Source organism: Streptococcus nakanonensis (genome assembly GCF_059738785.1).
This window is the reverse complement of sequence record NZ_AP027139.1, coordinates 1,913,580-1,930,377: the sequence shown is the minus strand read 5'-3', so window position 1 is coordinate 1,930,377 and position 16,798 is coordinate 1,913,580. Positions and strand designations below refer to the sequence as shown.

General features: G+C 41.0%; 17 protein-coding genes and 1 riboswitch. All 17 genes read left to right on the top strand.

The features are described from left to right. Window positions 1-28: 28 nt before the first annotated feature. Window positions 29-180, top strand: a riboswitch (M-box (ykoK) riboswitch). A 194-nt stretch (window positions 181-374) separates the two neighbouring features. The 17 genes from mgtA to rplC all read left to right on the top strand — a co-directional run bounded on the left by mgtA (window position 375) and on the right by rplC (window position 16,785). After that, window positions 375-3,035 (top strand): magnesium-translocating P-type ATPase, encoded by a 2,661-nt coding sequence (gene mgtA, locus AC6I9F_RS09195; RefSeq protein WP_112444555.1) that lies wholly within the window; start codon window positions 375-377, stop codon window positions 3,033-3,035. 135 nt (window positions 3,036-3,170) lie between these two features. Continuing rightward, the gene (gene spx / locus AC6I9F_RS09190) at window positions 3,171-3,569 is read left to right on the top strand and encodes a transcriptional regulator Spx (RefSeq protein ID WP_000591165.1); all 399 of its coding nucleotides are present in this window, start codon (window positions 3,171-3,173) and stop codon (window positions 3,567-3,569) included. 65 nt (window positions 3,570-3,634) lie between these two features. Then, the gene (locus tag AC6I9F_RS09185; RefSeq protein ID WP_000725139.1) at window positions 3,635-4,204 is read left to right on the top strand and encodes an SP0191 family lipoprotein; all 570 of its coding nucleotides are present in this window, start codon (window positions 3,635-3,637) and stop codon (window positions 4,202-4,204) included. An 86-nt stretch (window positions 4,205-4,290) separates the two neighbouring features. After that, entirely contained in the window at window positions 4,291-4,557 is a 267-nt protein-coding gene (locus tag AC6I9F_RS09180) for an IreB family regulatory phosphoprotein (protein ID WP_000507059.1), read from the top strand. A 3-nt stretch (window positions 4,558-4,560) separates the two neighbouring features. Beyond that, a complete protein-coding gene (gene ruvX / locus AC6I9F_RS09175) occupies window positions 4,561-4,980 on the top strand; it encodes a Holliday junction resolvase RuvX (protein WP_054404839.1) in 420 nt (139 codons plus the stop codon). A 15-nt stretch (window positions 4,981-4,995) separates the two neighbouring features. Further along, the gene (locus tag AC6I9F_RS09170) at window positions 4,996-5,301 is read left to right on the top strand and encodes a DUF1292 domain-containing protein (RefSeq protein WP_000017620.1); all 306 of its coding nucleotides are present in this window, start codon (window positions 4,996-4,998) and stop codon (window positions 5,299-5,301) included. Window positions 5,302-5,654: 353 nt separating this feature from the next. Continuing rightward, window positions 5,655-6,905: a folylpolyglutamate synthase/dihydrofolate synthase family protein gene (locus AC6I9F_RS09165; RefSeq protein WP_498021845.1), complete on the top strand. Its 1,251-nt coding sequence runs from the start codon at window positions 5,655-5,657 to the stop codon at window positions 6,903-6,905. Between the two features lie 86 nt (window positions 6,906-6,991). Then, window positions 6,992-7,462: an SP_0198 family lipoprotein gene (locus AC6I9F_RS09160; protein WP_050390709.1), complete on the top strand. Its 471-nt coding sequence runs from the start codon at window positions 6,992-6,994 to the stop codon at window positions 7,460-7,462. Between the two features lie 261 nt (window positions 7,463-7,723). Next, on the top strand, window positions 7,724-9,256 hold the full coding sequence (cls, locus tag AC6I9F_RS09155; RefSeq protein ID WP_164226538.1) for a cardiolipin synthase: 1,533 nt from the start codon (window positions 7,724-7,726) through the stop codon (window positions 9,254-9,256). Window positions 9,257-9,510: 254 nt separating this feature from the next. Then, window positions 9,511-11,049, top strand: a complete 1,539-nt coding sequence (locus tag AC6I9F_RS09150; protein WP_173282723.1) for a glycosyltransferase family protein — start codon at window positions 9,511-9,513, stop codon at window positions 11,047-11,049. Window positions 11,050-11,168: 119 nt separating this feature from the next. Continuing rightward, complete coding sequence (gene nrdD / locus AC6I9F_RS09145) at window positions 11,169-13,376, top strand: anaerobic ribonucleoside-triphosphate reductase (protein WP_498021842.1); 2,208 nt, start codon at window positions 11,169-11,171, stop codon at window positions 13,374-13,376. A gap of 11 nt (window positions 13,377-13,387) precedes the next feature. Next, complete coding sequence (locus AC6I9F_RS09140) at window positions 13,388-13,528, top strand: hypothetical protein (protein ID WP_000521621.1); 141 nt, start codon at window positions 13,388-13,390, stop codon at window positions 13,526-13,528. A 148-nt stretch (window positions 13,529-13,676) separates the two neighbouring features. Next, complete coding sequence (locus tag AC6I9F_RS09135; protein ID WP_101514505.1) at window positions 13,677-14,183, top strand: GNAT family N-acetyltransferase; 507 nt, start codon at window positions 13,677-13,679, stop codon at window positions 14,181-14,183. Further along, window positions 14,176-14,766 (top strand): anaerobic ribonucleoside-triphosphate reductase activating protein, encoded by a 591-nt coding sequence (gene nrdG / locus AC6I9F_RS09130; protein ID WP_050313374.1) that lies wholly within the window; start codon window positions 14,176-14,178, stop codon window positions 14,764-14,766. Before AC6I9F_RS09135 ends, nrdG begins: the two co-directional genes overlap by 8 nt. Beyond that, window positions 14,763-15,389, top strand: coding sequence for a uridine kinase family protein (locus tag AC6I9F_RS09125; RefSeq protein ID WP_498021832.1), 627 nt, complete (start codon window positions 14,763-14,765; stop codon window positions 15,387-15,389). Before nrdG ends, AC6I9F_RS09125 begins: the two co-directional genes overlap by 4 nt. A gap of 244 nt (window positions 15,390-15,633) precedes the next feature. After that, the gene (gene rpsJ, locus AC6I9F_RS09120; protein WP_001284513.1) at window positions 15,634-15,942 is read left to right on the top strand and encodes a 30S ribosomal protein S10; all 309 of its coding nucleotides are present in this window, start codon (window positions 15,634-15,636) and stop codon (window positions 15,940-15,942) included. A 216-nt stretch (window positions 15,943-16,158) separates the two neighbouring features. Beyond that, window positions 16,159-16,785, top strand: coding sequence for a 50S ribosomal protein L3 (gene rplC, locus AC6I9F_RS09115; protein ID WP_000160197.1), 627 nt, complete (start codon window positions 16,159-16,161; stop codon window positions 16,783-16,785). Window positions 16,786-16,798: the final 13 nt, after the last annotated feature.

The following is a 16,798-nucleotide window of genomic DNA, read 5'->3' as shown; positions in this document are numbered from 1 at the left end:
AAATTTTAAAGGTTTATACTGAAAGACGAAAACGGTAGGTGAGGCTACCATAGGGATACGGATGACTACCGCAAAGCAGTGGAGACACTACTCGTTGGTCAACAGTCCTGGTCGCGAAGGCCAAGACTAAGCTCATTACATTGCCCTATGGAGTTAAAGCTTGAACGAAAAAACAGATAACTAGTTTTTTAATCCTGCCATTTTATGGTGGGATTTTCTACTGTTTAAATCAAAGAAAGGAGATAGACGATGCAAATTGACGACCATCCGGAACCGCACATACACAGCCAATCGCTGATTTGTGTCGTTCTGCCCTTGTAAAGTGATTGGTCTCTGTGTATGAAACACATCATTCATACAGATAGGAGAAATCAATGAAAACTACAAAAGAAAGATTAGCAACAGCTATTCATACATCTTTAAACGAAACTCTATCTTTTTATAAGACAAGTCTAACAGGCTTGACTGAGGAGCAGGTGGAGAAAAATCGTGACCTATATGGCGAAAATACCATCACAAAGGGTCAAGAAGACAGTATCCTCAAAAAGATTTACGAATCCATTATCAATCCTTTTACAATCATCTTGCTGGTCATCGCCGTGATTTCCTTGGTGACCAATGTCTGGTTGGCAAAACCAGATCAAGAAGATCCGACAACTTCCATTATCATCGTTGTCCTAGTCCTCATTTCTGGTAGCATACGCTTTGTCCAAGAACTCCGTAGTGATAAGGCTGCGACCAATCTATCAAAAATGATTGTCAACACAGCGACTGTCATTCGTCAAGGAGAAATCCAAGAAGTACCTATCGATGATTTGGTAGTGGGTGACGTGGTTAAATTAAGCGCTGGAGACATGATTCCAGCAGATCTTCTTTTATTTGAGTCGCGCGATTTCTTTGTACAACAGTCGGGCTTGACAGGTGAAAGTGAATCGGTTGAAAAATTGGCCTTTACCAAGGCAACAGTTCAACAATCTGATAGTCTGCTAGAAGCAGAAGCGCTCGCCTTTATGGGAACCAATGTCTTGTCTGGTAGTGCCAAGGCCGTGGTTTTAGCAGTTGGTGATGATACCATGATGGGAGCCATTGAGCAGACTTTGAACACCTATGACGAGCCTACTTCGTTTGAGCGGGAGATGAATAGTATTTCGTGGCTCTTGATTCGTTTGATGCTGGTCATGGTGCCCATCGTTTTCTTGTCCAATGGTTTAACAGATGGTGACTGGCTGGAAGCTGGCGTATTTGCTTTGAGTGTTGGTGTTGGATTGACACCTGAGATGCTTCCTATGATTATCACGGCCAGTCTAGCAAAAGGCTCCATCATTATGGCCAAGGAAAAAGTGGTTATCAAGAAACTCAATGCCATACAGGACTTAGGGGCGATTGATATTTTGTGTACAGATAAGACAGGAACTCTAACCCAAGACGAAATTGTCCTTGAATATCCCTTGGACATCCATGGACGCTTGGATTTGACCGTCTTGAGACGAGCTTATCTCAATTCTTATTTTCAAACGGGCTTGAAAAATTTGATGGACAGAGCCATCATCAAACGGACTGAAAAGGAAGCCAAAGAACACGCCCTCTTGCAAAATCTGGCTCAAACTTTTCAAAAAATAGATGAGCTTCCCTTTGATTTTGAACGTAGACGGATGAGTGTTATCGTTAAGGATGAACACGAAGTTGTTAGTTTGGTAACCAAGGGTGCCCTAGAGGAAATGTTGACGATTTCCAGTTATGCGGAATACCAAGGAGTGATTACTCCCTTGACAGATGTTATTAGAGAAGAAATTTTAGCAGAAGTCAGACAACTAAATCAACAAGGTTTGCGTGTCTTGGGAGTGGCCTATAAGTCAGGTTTGAGGGAAGGCCATGCCTATACAGTTGATGATGAAGGGGATATGATTCTAACTGGTTATTTAGCCTTCCTAGATCCTCCTAAACCATCTGCAGCACCAGCAATTAAGGCTCTGTTAGAACATGGGGTTCAAACAAAGATTTTGACGGGAGACAACGAAAAAGTTACTCAAGCAGTCTGTGAAAAGGTTGGTTTGGATATCAATCAGATGCTGTTAGGATCTGAAATTGATCAGATGAGTGATCAAGAATTGGCTCAAGCCGTGGAGGAGGTAACCGTCTTCGCCAAACTTTCTCCTGACCAAAAAGCAAGGATTATTTTGCAATTTAAGGCTAATGGTCATGCTGTAGGCTATATGGGAGATGGAATCAATGATGCTCCTTCTATGAAAGTTGCAGATGTGGGGATTTCTGTTGATACAGCAGTAGATATTGCCAAAGAAACGGCCGATGTTATCCTACTTGATAAGGATCTCATGGTGCTGGAAAAAGGACTTGTTGAAGGTCGCAAGGTCTATGCCAATATGACTAAATATATCAAAATGACAGTGAGTTCTAATTTTGGAAATATCTTATCCCTATTGGTCTCTGGAATCTTTTTACCATTTTTACCGATGGCACCAGTCCATTTGATTATCCTAAATCTAGTCTATGATTTGTCTTGTATTGCCTTGCCTTTTGACAAGGTGGATAAAGATTTTTTGAGAAATCCGCATACCTGGGAAGCTAAGTCCATCACACGTTTCATGGTTTGGATGGGGCCTATCTCTTCTGCCTTTGATATTTTGACCTTTATTTTGCTCTATTTTATCATTGTACCCATGACGACAGGTCAAGCCTATGTCCATGGAGCGGAGTCTGCCGTAGGATTTATTGTCTTGTTTCAGACAGGTTGGTTTATCGAGTCCATGTGGTCACAGACCATGGTTATTCATATGCTGCGTTCAGCTAAAATTCCCTTTTTACAAAGTCGTCCAGCCTGGCTAGTCCTTGTGACAACCTTATTGGCTGCAGCCTTTGTGACCTTTCTTCCCTACAGTCCACTCGCAGTCCTACTTCATTTAACTCCTTTAAAACCGATTTATTTCATCTTTTTACTTTTCATCATTATTTTGTATATGATTAGCGTGACAATTGTGAAAAAAATCTATATCAAGAAATATAATGAATGGCTGTAAATTTCATTTTGTCAAGAAAAAAGTACGAAAATGACGAAAAAAGTCAAAAAAATTTAAAAATAGGTCGCAAGTCGGATGTTTTTTATGGTATAATAGACTAAACTGATAGTAACATGTAGCGAAAGGGGTAGGTACATGATTAAAATTTATACAGTCTCAAGTTGTACTAGCTGTAAAAAAGCAAAAACCTGGCTCAATGCCCACCAGTTAAGTTATAAAGAACAAAACCTTGGTAAAGAAGGAATTACGAGAGAAGAATTACTGGATATTCTAACCAAAACAGATAACGGAATAGCCAGCATCGTTTCATCTAAAAATCGCTATGCCAAAGCCCTTGGAGTGGATATTGAAGATTTGAGTGTCAACGAAGTCCTCAATCTGATTATGGAAACACCGAGAATTTTAAAGAGCCCAATCCTTGTAGATGAAAAACGCCTGCAAGTTGGCTATAAGGAAGATGATATTCGTGCCTTCCTACCACGCTCTGTCCGTAATGTAGAAAATGCAGAAGCACGTTTGCGTGCAGCTCTATAAACATCAAGGCTGGGAGCAATTCCCAGTCTTATTCTATTTTAATTTCAAAAAGAAAGAAGAATGAAATGAAAAAAATAGTTCTTGTTAGTCTAGCTTTCCTTTTTGTCCTGGTTGGTTGCGGACAGAAAAAAGAAACTGGACCAGCTACAAAAACAGAAAAAGATACGCTTCAGTCGGCATTGCCAGTTATTGAAAATGCCGAGAAGAATACAGTTGTAACCAAGACTTTGGTTTTGCCCAAGTCAGATGATGGCAGCCAGCAAACTCAAACCATTACATATAAAGACAAGACTTTTTTGAGTCTAACTATCCAACAAAAGCGTCCAGTCTCTGATGAGTTGAAAACTTATATTGACCAACACGGAGTGGAAGAAACCCAAAAAGCTCTTCTTGAGGCGGAGGAGAAGGATGAGGCCATCATAGAAGCTCGTAAATTAGCAGGATTTAAGCTTGAAACTAAACTATTGAGTGCAACAGAACTTCAAACAACGACTAGTTTTGATTTTCAAGTTTTGGACGTCAAAAAGGCTTCTCAGTTGGAATATCTGAAGAATATTGGCTTGGAAAATCTTTTGAAAAATGAACCGAGCAAATATATTTCAGACAGATTGGCAAATGGCGCGACAGAACAATAGAAAATCCAAATAAATAGACTGCCTGAATTGTAGAACGTAAGGAATTATGCTATAATGGTACTATTCTAAGGAAAGAGGGTGTTAGAATGGGATTTACTGAAGAAACAGTACGTTTTAAATTGGACGATTCCAATAAAAAAGAAATTAGCGAAACTTTGACTGATGTCTATGCTTCGTTGAACGATAAGGGCTACAACCCAATTAACCAAATCGTAGGTTACGTATTGAGTGGAGACCCTGCCTACGTTCCTCGTTATAATAATGCACGAAATCAAATCCGTAAGTATGAGCGTGATGAAATCGTTGAGGAATTGGTCCGCTACTACCTTAAAGGACAAGGAGTCGATCTGTAACCTATGAGAATTATGGGATTGGACGTCGGTTCAAAAACGGTAGGGGTGGCTATTAGCGATCCGCTCGGTTTTACAGCTCAAGGGCTTGAAATCATCCAAATCAATGAGGAGCAAGGCCAATTTGGTTTTGAACGCGTTAAGGAATTGGTTGATGCTTACAAGGTGGAACGATTTGTAGTGGGCTTGCCTAAAAACATGAACAATACAAGCGGACCGCGCGTGGAAGCTAGTCAAGCCTACGGAGCGAAGTTAGAAGAACTTTTTGGTTTACCAGTAGACTATCAGGATGAACGCTTGACAACAGTGGCTGCTGAGCGCATGTTGATTGAACAAGCAGATATCAGTCGCAATAAGCGTAAAAAAGTCATTGATAAGTTAGCAGCTCAGCTGATTTTACAAAATTATTTAGATAGAAAATTTTAATATAAAGGAGAGGCTATGTCACACGATCATAACCACGACCACGAAGAACGTGAACTAATCACACTAGTAGATGAGCAAGGAAATGAAACCTTGTTTGAAATCCTTTTGACGATTGATGGAAAAGAAGAATTTGGTAAAAACTATGTTCTTCTAGTACCAGTTAACGCAGAAGAAGACGAAGACGGACAAGTTGAAATTCAAGCTTACTCATTCATCGAAAACGAAGATGGAACAGAAGGCGAATTGCAACCAATCCCAGAAGACTCAGAAGACGAATGGAACATGATTGAAGAAGTCTTCAATAGTTTTATGGAGGAGTAAAAATATCCGGGGGATATTTTTACCCCAACTCCTAGAAATTGGAAGAGTTGGAACGTCCAGTGGACGTTTTTAGCCCAGCTCTTTGAAATAAAAAAGAGCTGGTAAGTTCGGGGACGTTTTTAGCCCTGCGCTAGAAATTAGAAACGCAGGTAGTCTGGGAGACTGTATCAGCCCAACCCCTAGAAATTGGAAGGGTTGGAACATCTGGGGAGAATTTTATTCCAGATTAACATTCATAGTTGCTAGTGATTAGCTAACCAGGTAAGAGGTCGGGACGAAAATCCTGACCTCATTTTTTGTTATCTACGGAATTTTGCTAGATAATTGATTAGACTTTTGTCAAGGAGATGTATATGTTTGAAGTAGAAGAATGGCTCCATAGTCGGATTGGTTTGAATTTTCGATCAGGTTTGGGCCGAATGCAGCAAGCAGTGGATTTGTTAGGAAATCCTGAGCAGTCTTACCCTATTATCCACGTAACAGGGACTAATGGGAAAGGATCTACCATTGCTTTCATGAGGGAGTTATTTATGGGACATGGCAAAAAAGTTGCGACTTTTACCTCCCCTCATATCGTCTCTATCAATGACCGAATCTGCATTAATGGGCAACCTATAGCAGACGCAGACTTCATCCGTTTGGTTGAGCAGGTCAAGGAGATGGAGAAAACGCTTCTGCAAACTCATGACCAGTTGTCTTTTTTTGAGTTGCTGACCTTGCTTGCTTTCCTCTACTTTAGGGAGCAAGAGGTGGACTTGGTTTTACTAGAAGTGGGGATTGGCGGCTTACTTGACACGACCAATGTGGTAACTGGAGAGCTGGCTGTCATCACCTCCATCGGACTTGACCATCAGGAGACTCTGGGTGACAATATAGCAGCAATTGCAGAGCAGAAAGCTGGTATTTTCAAGGCTGGTAAAAAGGCAGTGATTGCGAAATTGCCTCCAGAAGCTAGACTTGTCTGTCAGAAAAAAGCCGACTCTTTAGCTGTTGCCCTTTATCAGGCAGGCCAGGAATTTTCAATGCTGAATGGCGATTTTTCAAGCTCTTTGGGAACTTTTTCGCAGTTGAAAATAGGATTGGAAGGAGCTTATCAGCAGGAAAATGCGGCCTTGGCGCTACAAACGTTTCTTCTCTTTATGAGAGAAGGAAAGGAAGCTGTTGATGAGCAGGTTGTAAGACAGGCTTTGGAGAAGACCCATTGGGCTGGTCGCTTGGAGCGTATTCGTCCTCAGATTTACTTGGATGGTGCTCATAACCTCCCTGCCTTGACTCGCTTGGTTGAGTTTATCAAAGAAAAAGAGCAGGAAGGTTATCGTCCTCAAATCCTATTTGGAGCCTTGAAACGGAAGGATTATCAAGGGATGTTGACTTATCTGACTGAAAAATTGCCTCAGGTGGAACTCAAGGTGACCGGCTTTGACTATCAGGGAGCTTTGGACGAAAGGGATGTGACAGGTTACGATATAGTTTCTTCTTACCGAGAATTTATCAGCAGTTTCGAAGAAAGAGCAGATGCCCAGGATTTGTTGTTCATTACAGGGTCTCTCTATTTTATCTCAGAAGTACGGAGCCACATACTGGGGCATGAGCAGATAAATTGACCACTTTTTTGAACTTGTTATGCTAGGGGAATTGCTGGCTAAGGAAAATCTATTTTTCTAGCATGGCAAGAGAAAGGACATTTATTATGACATTCAAAACAGCAGCACTTTCTATTGTTTCTTTAGCGAGTGTATCTTTGCTAGTTGCTTGTTCCCAAAGAACACAACCAGTTCAACAGCCTGTGGCTCAGCAGCAGGTCCAACAACCTGCTCAACAACCTGCTCAACAGAATACCAATACTGCAAATGCAGGGACTAACCAAAATCAAGCGGCTCCAGTACAGAACCAACCTGTTGCTCAACCGACCGATATTGATGGAACTTATACTGGTCAGGATGACGGAGACCGTATCACTTTAGTGGTCACTGGAACGACTGGTACATGGACTGAGCTCGAATCTGACGGGGATCAGAAAGTCAAACAGGTTACATTTGATGCAGCAAATCAACGCATGATTATTGGCGATGATGTCAAAATTTACACTGTAAACGGTAATCAAATCGTCGTAGACGATATGGATAGAGATCCATCGGACCAAATCGTTTTAACTAAATAAGACTATGCAAGTAGAAAGGGCTGGATTTTTCAGCCTTTTTGCTTTCACTTAGAAAAATGATAATAAGTACTTGCCTTTTAGTGAATACCTGCGTTATACTAGTATCAATTATCTGTTTTTAGCATTCATACTCTTCGAAAATCTCTTCGAACCACGTCAGCTTCCATCTGCAACCTCAAATCAGTGCTTTGAGTAACCTATGGCTAGCTTCCTAGTTTGCTCTTTGATTTTCATTGAGTATCAAAATATCAAGGAGAGGATATGAAATATAGAAAATTTCAATTATTGATGTCCAAGTATGGCTTTAGTCTTTCGATTATGCTACTTGAACTTTGTCTGGTTTTTGGTCTCTTTCTTTATTTAGGGCGCATGGCTCCCATTTTATGGATTACTGTCCTCATTCTACTGAGTATCATCACAATCATTTCGATAGTCAACCGTAATACGACTCCTGAGAATAAGGTAACCTGGTTGTTAGTAGCCTTTGTACCAGTATTTGGCCCCTTGCTCTATCTGATGTTTGGTGAAAGGCGCTTGTCCAAAAAAGAAATCAAACAACTGAAGAAGCTAGGCTCTATGCATTTCCAAGAAGCAAATAGCCAGCTACTAAAAGAGGAATTAAAAGAAAGTGATAAGGCAGCTTATGGCGTCATCAAGTCCTTATTGAGTATGGATACCAATGCCGATGTCTATGATCAAACTGCCTCTACATTTTTTCCTAACGGAGAGGCTATGTGGAAAAAGATGGTAGAAGATCTTAAAAAGGCTGAGAAATTTATCTTCTTGGAATATTACATTATAGAAGAAGGTTTGATGTGGAATCGTATTTTAGAAATCTTGGAGCAAAAAGTCGCTCAAGGAGTTGAAGTTAAACTGCTCTATGACGATATTGGCTGTATGGCTACTTTAACAGGAGATTATGCACATCGACTTCGTCAGCTGGGCATCGAGGCCCATAAATTCAATAAAGTTATTCCTCGTTTGACAGTGGCCTATAATAACAGAGATCATAGAAAAATATTGATTGTTGATGGTCAGATAGCCTATACTGGTGGGGTCAATCTGGCAGATGAGTACATTAACCACGTCGAGAGATTTGGTTATTGGAAGGATAGTGGAATTCGCTTAGACGGACTAGCGGTAAAAGCCCTGACACGCTTATTTTTGACCACTTGGTACATCAATCGAGGAGAGATTAGTGATTTTGATCAATATCATTTAGAAAATCATTCTATCCCAAGTGACGGTTTAACCATTCCATACGGAAGTGGACCCAAGCCAATTTTTCGAACGCAGGTAGGGAAAAAGGTTTATCAGAGTTTGATCAATCAAGCAACTGAATCGGTCTATATTACGACACCTTATTTGATCATAGATTATGATTTAACGGAGACAATCAAAAATGCTGCTATGAGAGGGGTCGATGTTCGGATTGTCACCCCTTACATACCAGATAAGAAGTTCATTCAGTTAGTCACAAGAGGGGCTTATCCAGACCTTCTTTCTGCTGGTGTTCGAATTTATGAGTATAGTCCAGGTTTTATTCATAGTAAGCAGATGTTGGTAGACGAAGATTTTGCGGTGGTGGGGACAATCAATCTCGACTACCGAAGCTTGGTGCACCATTATGAAAATGCAGTCTTACTCTATAAAACTCCTTCTATAATGGAAATAGCCCGAGATTTTCAAAATATATTTGCAGATTCTCAGGAAGTCTATCCTCATTCTATCAAAACGAGCTGGTATCAAAAACTTGTAAAAGAAATTGCCCAGTTATTCGCCCCAATCTTATAAGAAATCTAGGACTTAGGAAATGACCGAGTCCTCTTTTTCTTGATTTTTACGAATAGAAAGATATAGGAGGGATGATGATGACTCAGAAAGAAATAAACTATATCCTGACATTCAAACAGACACATTTACACCGCTTTCGGGAAATTGAAACCTTTGTGAAACTATGCAAAAAATCACTCAAACAGCCATCGCAAGCTGACAATCCTAGGACTTTTTGATATACTAAGACAGATAAATTGAATAGGAGAAACGATATGAGTGTGTATGGTAGAGTAGAAGAAGTTCATCAGGAGAATCGTGAACCTCTAGAATACCAAATCGAACAAGAATCGTATCATCGTGAATCAAGTCGTCTTCCTTTGGTGAAAATTTTACTATGGAGTACGCTTGTAACGGGGATAACTCTAGGAGTACCGCTATTACTCGATTTAATGAGTGCACAAGAAGTGCAGGATTTTTATGCAGGTTGGGCGCTTCATCAGACAGGGAAGATTTACAGCGACTATTATGGAAGTCAAGGTTTGCTTTATTATTTGCTGACTTATGTGACTCAGGGCGGATTTTTCTTTGCCATTTTTGAGTGGTTAGCCTTGGTAGCAGGAGGATTTTTCCTCTTTCAATCGGCGGACACCTTGACAGAGCAAGGAGACCAAGCTGGACAAGTGGTGACTATTTTTTACATGCTAGTTACAGGTCTTGCTTTTGGTGGAGGTTATGCGACTCTTTTAGCGCTTCCTTTCTTATTCGCGGCCTTTAGTTTAGTTGCGGCCTATCTAAGCAATCCAAGCCATGATAAGGGATTTATACGGATTGGGCTGGCTTTGGCGGGAGGATTTTTCTTTGCCCCCTTGTCATCGCTCCTGTTTATTGCTGTAGTGAGTTTAGGCTTGTTGGTCTTTAACCTTGGGCATAGACGCTTTGCGCATGGGTTTTATCAGTTTCTTGCAGTGGCTTTAGGTTTTTCACTTATCTTTTATCCAACTGCCTACTATAGTGTTGCAACAGGAAGTTTTGGGGATGCCATTAGTGGTATTCGTTATCCTATTGACAGTATTAGCTTTGATTTCACTTCTAAAATTTTAGAGAATATGGCTTTTTATGGCTTGTTGTCCCTTGGTTTGGGATTTGTGGTTTGTATCTTTTTAGGTCTCTTTCAATCCAAGCCCTCTAAACTATACGTCATTTCGGTTCCTGCAAGTCTTGTGACAATTTTAGGTTTGATTTTGCTTTTCTTTTCACAAGAGCCTCTGCACGCTTCTTATTTGATGGTCGTCTTCCCTGTTTTCCTACTTTTATTGGTAACCAATATTAAGAGTCAACAGAGGGGGCGTAGTGTTAGAAGAAGACGAAGAGAAACGCCAGTTAGCCTATGGAGTCGTTTTTTTAAAGGAAATCTATATCTGCCAGTTTTAGGGCTTGTCTATCTTTTGACTGTTCCTTTTTTGATGAAGTTTGTCCTTTATCCGGTACCTTATCAAGAACGTAATCGTCTTGCTGATTTGGTAAAAGAGGAGACAAATACGGAAGATGCTATCTATGCATGGGATGATACTGCGACTCTTTATCGTAAGAGTGAGCGCTTGTCGCCATCGGCGATTTTGTCTCCCGTGCACTATACAGCAACTGAGGAAAACCGGAATAAGCTACTCAATGACTTGAAAGAAAAACAACCTAAGGTGATTGTGGTGAATGACAAGGTGCCAGTCTGGTCTGAAGTGGAAACACTCTTAAAAGAAAATTACCAACCAGTAAAGACGGATTACTCAGAGTTTAAAGTCTATAAAATTAAATAACCAAATCAATATCTTGTGTATTTTTAAAAATTTTAGGATTTTTAACACAAGATATTGATTTTTCTTTTTAGAGTGGTATAATACTTTTTAGAAAGAACATTTTAGAAAAGAGAATGCATATGATTGCACTAGAAGAAAAAATTACAATTTTGCCAACTCTCTTCGTCGAGAAACGAGATGGGAGACGTGTTGTATTTGATGTGGACAAGATTGACAAGGCTCTCCACAAGGCGGCAGACAAGGTTATGGATGTGACACCCTTGGTCGAAAAACGCCTCAATGCTCTGACCGAGCGAATTGTCACAGAAATTCATAGTCGCTTTCCACAGGGGGTTAAGATTTACGAAATTCAAAATATTGTAGAACATGAACTCCTTGAAGCCAAAGAATATGCGCTGGCTGAGGAGTATATTACTTATCGGACGCAGAGGGATTTTGAGCGCTCAAAAGCGACAGATATTAACTTTAGTATCCATAAACTACTCAACAAAGACCAAGCAGTTGTCAATGAAAATGCTAATAAAGACAGCGATGTCTTTAATACCCAGCGTGATTTGACAGCAGGGATTGTTGGGAAATCAATCGGACTGCAAATGCTGCCTAAGCACGTAGCCAATGCCCACCAAAAGGGAGATATCCACTATCACGATTTGGACTACAGCCCCTATACCCCTATGACCAACTGCTGTTTGATTGACTTTAAAGGTATGTTGGAAAATGGTTTTAAGATTGGAAATGCAGAGGTAGAAAGTCCCAAGTCTATCCAGACTGCGACAGCTCAGATTTCCCAAATTATCGCCAACGTTGCTTCTAGCCAGTACGGTGGCTGTTCAGCTGACCGTATCGATGAAGTTTTGGCGCCTTATGCAGAGAAGAACTATCAAAAACATCTCAAAGATGCAGAAGAGTGGGTATTGCCTGAAAAACGAGAAGATTATGCCTGGAAGAAAACCCAAAAAGACATCTATGATGCCATGCAATCTCTTGAGTATGAAATCAATACTCTCTTCACTTCAAATGGTCAAACACCCTTTACTTCGCTAGGTTTTGGTCTGGGAACCAATCGTTTTGAGCGTGAAATTCAAAAGGCAATTTTAAACATTCGCATTAAGGGCCTTGGTTCAGAACATCGTACGGCTATCTTCCCTAAACTGATTTTTACTCTGAAAAGAGGCCTTAACTTGGAAGAAGGGACTCCAAACTACGACATTAAGCAGTTGGCTCTAGAGTGTGCAACCAAGCGGATGTACCCAGATGTTTTGTCCTATGATAAGATTATCGAGTTGACAGGTTCTTTCAAAGTTCCTATGGGATGTCGTTCGTTCCTTCAAGGATGGAAGGATGAAAATGGTGTAGAAGTCAATTCAGGTCGGATGAATCTAGGCGTTGTGACGGTTAACCTGCCTCGTATTGCCCTCGAGTCTGAGGGAGACATGAATAAGTTCTGGGAGATCTTCAACGAGCGGATGAATATCGCTGAAGATGCTCTGGTTTACCGTGTCGAACGCACTAAAGAAGCAACACCAGCAAATGCTCCTATCCTTTATCAATACGGTGCTTTTGGTCATCGTCTAGGTAAAGAAGAAAGTGTTGACCAGCTCTTTAAGAATCGTCGAGCGACCGTTTCGCTGGGTTACATCGGTTTGTACGAAGTGGCTACTGTTTTCTTTGGAAATAGCTGGGAAAGCAATCTAGAAGCCAAGGAATTCACGCTGGATATCATTCGTGATATGAAACGCCGTGTAGAAGAGTGGTCAGATCAATATGGCTATCATTTCTCTATCTACTCAACACCGTCTGAAAGTTTGACAGACCGTTTCTGTCGACTAGATACAGACAAGTTTGGTTCTATTCCTGATATTACAGATAAGGAATACTATACCAACTCTTTCCACTACGATGTTCGTAAAAATCCAACACCGTTTGAAAAATTAGACTTTGAGAAAGTCTATCCAGAAGCAGGTGCGTCAGGTGGTTTCATCCATTATTGTGAGTATCCAGTCCTCCAGCAAAATCCAAAGGCTTTGGAAGCTGTATGGGACTATGCCTATGACCGTGTGGGATATTTGGGGACCAATACTCCAATTGACCGTTGCTACAAGTGTGACTTTGAAGGGGATTTTGAACCAACTGAGAGAGGATTTGCTTGTCCTAACTGTGGCAATAGCGACCCTAAAACAGTAGACGTTGTTAAACGGACTTGTGGCTATCTTGGCAATCCTCAAGCGAGACCGATGGTCAACGGCCGTCACAAGGAAATCGCTGCGCGTGTCAAACACATGAATGGCTCAACGATTAAAATAGCTGGCCATCAAGTAACAAATTAGAAAGAACTGAAATGGGAAAATATCAATTAGACGATAAGGGACGCGCACAAGTGACCCGTTATCACGAGAAACACTCTAAAGGTGGAGCTGGTAAAAAAGAACGCTTGCTCAGCCTCAGAGAACAATTTTTAAACAAGAACAAGAAAAAATAAAAGTGATACTCAATGAAAATCAAAGAGCAAACTAGGAAGCTAGCCGCAGGCTGTACTTGAGTACGGTAAGGCGATGCTGACGTGGTTTGAAGAGATTTTCGAAGAGTATGAGAGTCAGCTCTCGCTTTTCTCTTAGTGGGAGGTAAGGATGGAATTACGCAGACCAAGATTAGCAGATAAAGAAACAGTTTTAGAGATGATGGCAGAGTTTGAAAAGAGCCAATCAGCCCATGATGGCGGATTTTGGGATACAGAGAACTTTGTGTATGAAGAGTGGTTGGAAACAAATATGCAAAAAGAAATGGGAATAAACTTGCCTGAAAATCGTGTTCCTTCTATTCAATTTGTATCATTTGATGATGCAGGTCATGCTCTAGGGTTTTTGAATCTGCGATTGAGACTGAATGAGGGGTTACTGAATTATGCTGGCCACATTGGCTACTCCATTCGTCCATCTGAAAGAGGCAAGGGTTATGCAAAAGAGACTCTCCGTCAGGGCTTGCAAGTTGCTAAGGAAAAGAACATCAAGAAAGCTCTAGTGACCTGTAGCGTGAAGAATCCTGCTAGCAGAGTAGTTATTCTAGCAAATGGAGGTCTTATTGAGGATGTTCGCAATGGTGTGGAGCGTTATTGGATAGAGGTAGCGAATGAATAATCCAAAACCACAAGAATGGAAAAGTGAGGAGCTAAGTCAAGGGCGTATCATTGACTACAAGGCCTTTAACTTTGTAGATGGAGAAGGAGTGCGCAACTCTCTCTATGTATCAGGTTGCATGTTTCACTGCGAGGGATGCTATAATGTAGCTACCTGGTCCTTCAATGCTGGCATTCCCTATACAGCAGAGCTAGAAGAACAGATCATGGCAGACCTTGCCCAGCCCTATGTTCAAGGATTGACCTTGCTGGGAGGGGAGCCCTTTCTCAATACTGGGATTCTCTTACCTCTGGTTAAACGCATCCGAAAGGAATTGCCAGAAAAAGACATCTGGTCCTGGACGGGCTACACTTGGGAAGAAATGATGTTGGAGACACAAGATAAACTGGAACTCTTATCACTGATTGACATTCTGGTTGATGGACGATACGATCGAACTAAGAGAAATCTCATGCTCCAGTTTCGAGGTTCGTCCAACCAACGAATTATAGATGTGCAAAAATCGCTCCAAAGTGGGCAAGTAGTGATTTGGGACAAGCTCAATGACGGAAAAGAAAGCTATGAACAGGTGAAGAGAGAATGAAGAAAAAAGACCTGATAAAACAACTGGTTTCAGAGATAGAAGCTGGAAAAGTCAAAACACTGGGAATATACGGTCATGGAGCTTCAGGTAAATCAACCTTTGCAGAGGAATTGTACCAAGCTTTAGATTCTACTACGGTAAATTTGCTAGAAACAGATCCTTATATCACTTCAGAACGTCATCTGGTAGTACCAAAGTACGCGCCGAATCAAAAGGTGACAGCCTGTCTGCCAGTGGCGCATGAACTGGCGAGTTTGCAGAGAGATATCCTCGCCTTACAAGCAGGTATGGATGTCTTAACAATTGAAGAACCTTGGAAGGCTAGTGAGGTCTTGTCTGGAACCAAACTAATTTTGATTGTCGAAGGGATGTCTGTTGGCTTTCTACCCAAGGAACTCTTTGACAAAACCATCTGTTTCTACACGGATGAGGACACCGAATTAAAGCGGCGCCTAGCTCGAGATACGACTGTGAGAAATCGTGCTGCATCCTTTATATTGGCTAGTCATCAGATGAGACGGGAGCAGTATCTGTTATACTATAAAGAAACTGAGTCTAAGGCGGATGTCTTAGTGGATCAATCAGAAGGTAAATTTGAAGTCAAGAGAACTCAACTTATATAAAAGAAAATCCCTAATTCTAGAAAGAAAAAATAGGAAAACAGTTTCATTGTAAAAAAACGAAAAAACAGCAACAAATCCCTTGCAATCGCAGGGGCTTTGTGTTATTCTATTATGGTGCTGTAAATTACAGCTTTAGCTTTGATGCAAGAGGTTGCGACACGCTCGGTTGCATTGCCACGCAACACCGCGTCGGTTTTCTTGTGGAGCTAGCCTATTATCTTAAATAGACGAAAAGGAGAAAAAGATGGCAAACAAAAAAATCCGTATCCGTTTGAAAGCTTACGAACACCGTACGCTTGACACAGCGGCTGCAAAAATCGTAGAATCAGCTACTCGTACAGGTGCACAAGTTGCGGGTCCAATCCCACTTCCAACTGAACGTAGCCTCTACACAATCATTCGTGCGACTCACAAATATAAAGACTCTCGCGAACAATTTGAAATGCGTACACACAAACGTTTGATCGATATCGTTAACCCAACTCAAAAAACAGTTGATGCTTTGATGAAATTGGATCTTCCAAGTGGTGTAAACGTAGAAATCAAACTTTAATCTAAAATATAAAAGAGCAGAGGCTGGTGTTTCAATCTAATTGAACACGGGCTAAACTCGGTGTGAAAAAGACAAACTTCCTAGTGTCTGCTAGACACTGCGTCAGTTTCCTATTTTCACTTTGAGTTTGACGCCCTTTGTATCTTAGACTTGAGCATAAAAAACGCTCGTTAAAAACTTTTTGAATAAAAAATATAGAAAAGGAACTATTTTCTCATGACAAAAGGAATCTTAGGGAAAAAAGTGGGAATGACTCAAATCTTCACTGAAGCTGGCGAATTGATCCCTGTAACAGTTATTGAAGCAACTCCAAACGTTGTTCTTCAAGTTAAAACTGTTGAAACAGACGGATACAACGCTATCCAAGTTGGTTTCGATGACAAACGCGAAGTATTGAGCAACAAACCTGCTAAAGGACATGTAGCGAAAGCTAACACGGCTCCTAAGCGCTTCATTCGTGAATTCAAAAACGTTGAAGGCTTGGAAGTTGGTGCTGAAATCACAGTTGAAACATTCGCAGCTGGAGATGTTGTTGACGTAACTGGTACTTCTAAAGGTAAAGGTTTCCAAGGTGTTATCAAGCGCCACGGACAATCACGTGGACCAATGGCTCACGGTTCTCGTTACCACCGTCGTCCAGGTTCTATGGGACCTGTTGCACCTAACCGCGTATTCAAAGGTAAAAACCTTGCAGGACGTATGGGTGGCGACCGCGTAACAATTCAAAACCTTGAAGTTGTACAAGTTGTTCCAGAAAAGAACGTTATCCTTATCAAAGGTAACGTACCAGGTGCTAAGAAATCTCTTATCACTATCAAATCAGCAGTTAAAGCTGGTAAATAATAAGGAAAGGGGA

What these genes read in the sequence shown, in the direction of transcription:
- AC6I9F_RS09160 (WP_050390709.1), top strand. Translation starts at nt 6,992, where the DNA reads ATGACATTCAAAACAGCAGCACTTTCTATTGTTTCTTTAGCGAGTGTA.
- spx (WP_000591165.1), top strand. Translation starts at nt 3,171, where the DNA reads ATGATTAAAATTTATACAGTCTCAAGTTGTACTAGCTGTAAAAAAGCA.
- AC6I9F_RS09150 (WP_173282723.1), top strand. Translation starts at nt 9,511, where the DNA reads ATGAGTGTGTATGGTAGAGTAGAAGAAGTTCATCAGGAGAATCGTGAA.
- nrdD (WP_498021842.1), top strand. Translation starts at nt 11,169, where the DNA reads ATGATTGCACTAGAAGAAAAAATTACAATTTTGCCAACTCTCTTCGTC.
- rpsJ (WP_001284513.1), top strand. Translation starts at nt 15,634, where the DNA reads ATGGCAAACAAAAAAATCCGTATCCGTTTGAAAGCTTACGAACACCGT.
- AC6I9F_RS09125 (WP_498021832.1), top strand. Translation starts at nt 14,763, where the DNA reads ATGAAGAAAAAAGACCTGATAAAACAACTGGTTTCAGAGATAGAAGCT.
- AC6I9F_RS09140 (WP_000521621.1), top strand. Translation starts at nt 13,388, where the DNA reads ATGGGAAAATATCAATTAGACGATAAGGGACGCGCACAAGTGACCCGT.
- AC6I9F_RS09170 (WP_000017620.1), top strand. Translation starts at nt 4,996, where the DNA reads ATGTCACACGATCATAACCACGACCACGAAGAACGTGAACTAATCACA.
- AC6I9F_RS09185 (WP_000725139.1), top strand. Translation starts at nt 3,635, where the DNA reads ATGAAAAAAATAGTTCTTGTTAGTCTAGCTTTCCTTTTTGTCCTGGTT.
- rplC (WP_000160197.1), top strand. Translation starts at nt 16,159, where the DNA reads ATGACAAAAGGAATCTTAGGGAAAAAAGTGGGAATGACTCAAATCTTC.
- ruvX (WP_054404839.1), top strand. Translation starts at nt 4,561, where the DNA reads ATGAGAATTATGGGATTGGACGTCGGTTCAAAAACGGTAGGGGTGGCT.
- cls (WP_164226538.1), top strand. Translation starts at nt 7,724, where the DNA reads ATGAAATATAGAAAATTTCAATTATTGATGTCCAAGTATGGCTTTAGT.
- AC6I9F_RS09165 (WP_498021845.1), top strand. Translation starts at nt 5,655, where the DNA reads ATGTTTGAAGTAGAAGAATGGCTCCATAGTCGGATTGGTTTGAATTTT.
- mgtA (WP_112444555.1), top strand. Translation starts at nt 375, where the DNA reads ATGAAAACTACAAAAGAAAGATTAGCAACAGCTATTCATACATCTTTA.
- AC6I9F_RS09135 (WP_101514505.1), top strand. Translation starts at nt 13,677, where the DNA reads ATGGAATTACGCAGACCAAGATTAGCAGATAAAGAAACAGTTTTAGAG.
- nrdG (WP_050313374.1), top strand. Translation starts at nt 14,176, where the DNA reads ATGAATAATCCAAAACCACAAGAATGGAAAAGTGAGGAGCTAAGTCAA.
- AC6I9F_RS09180 (WP_000507059.1), top strand. Translation starts at nt 4,291, where the DNA reads ATGGGATTTACTGAAGAAACAGTACGTTTTAAATTGGACGATTCCAAT.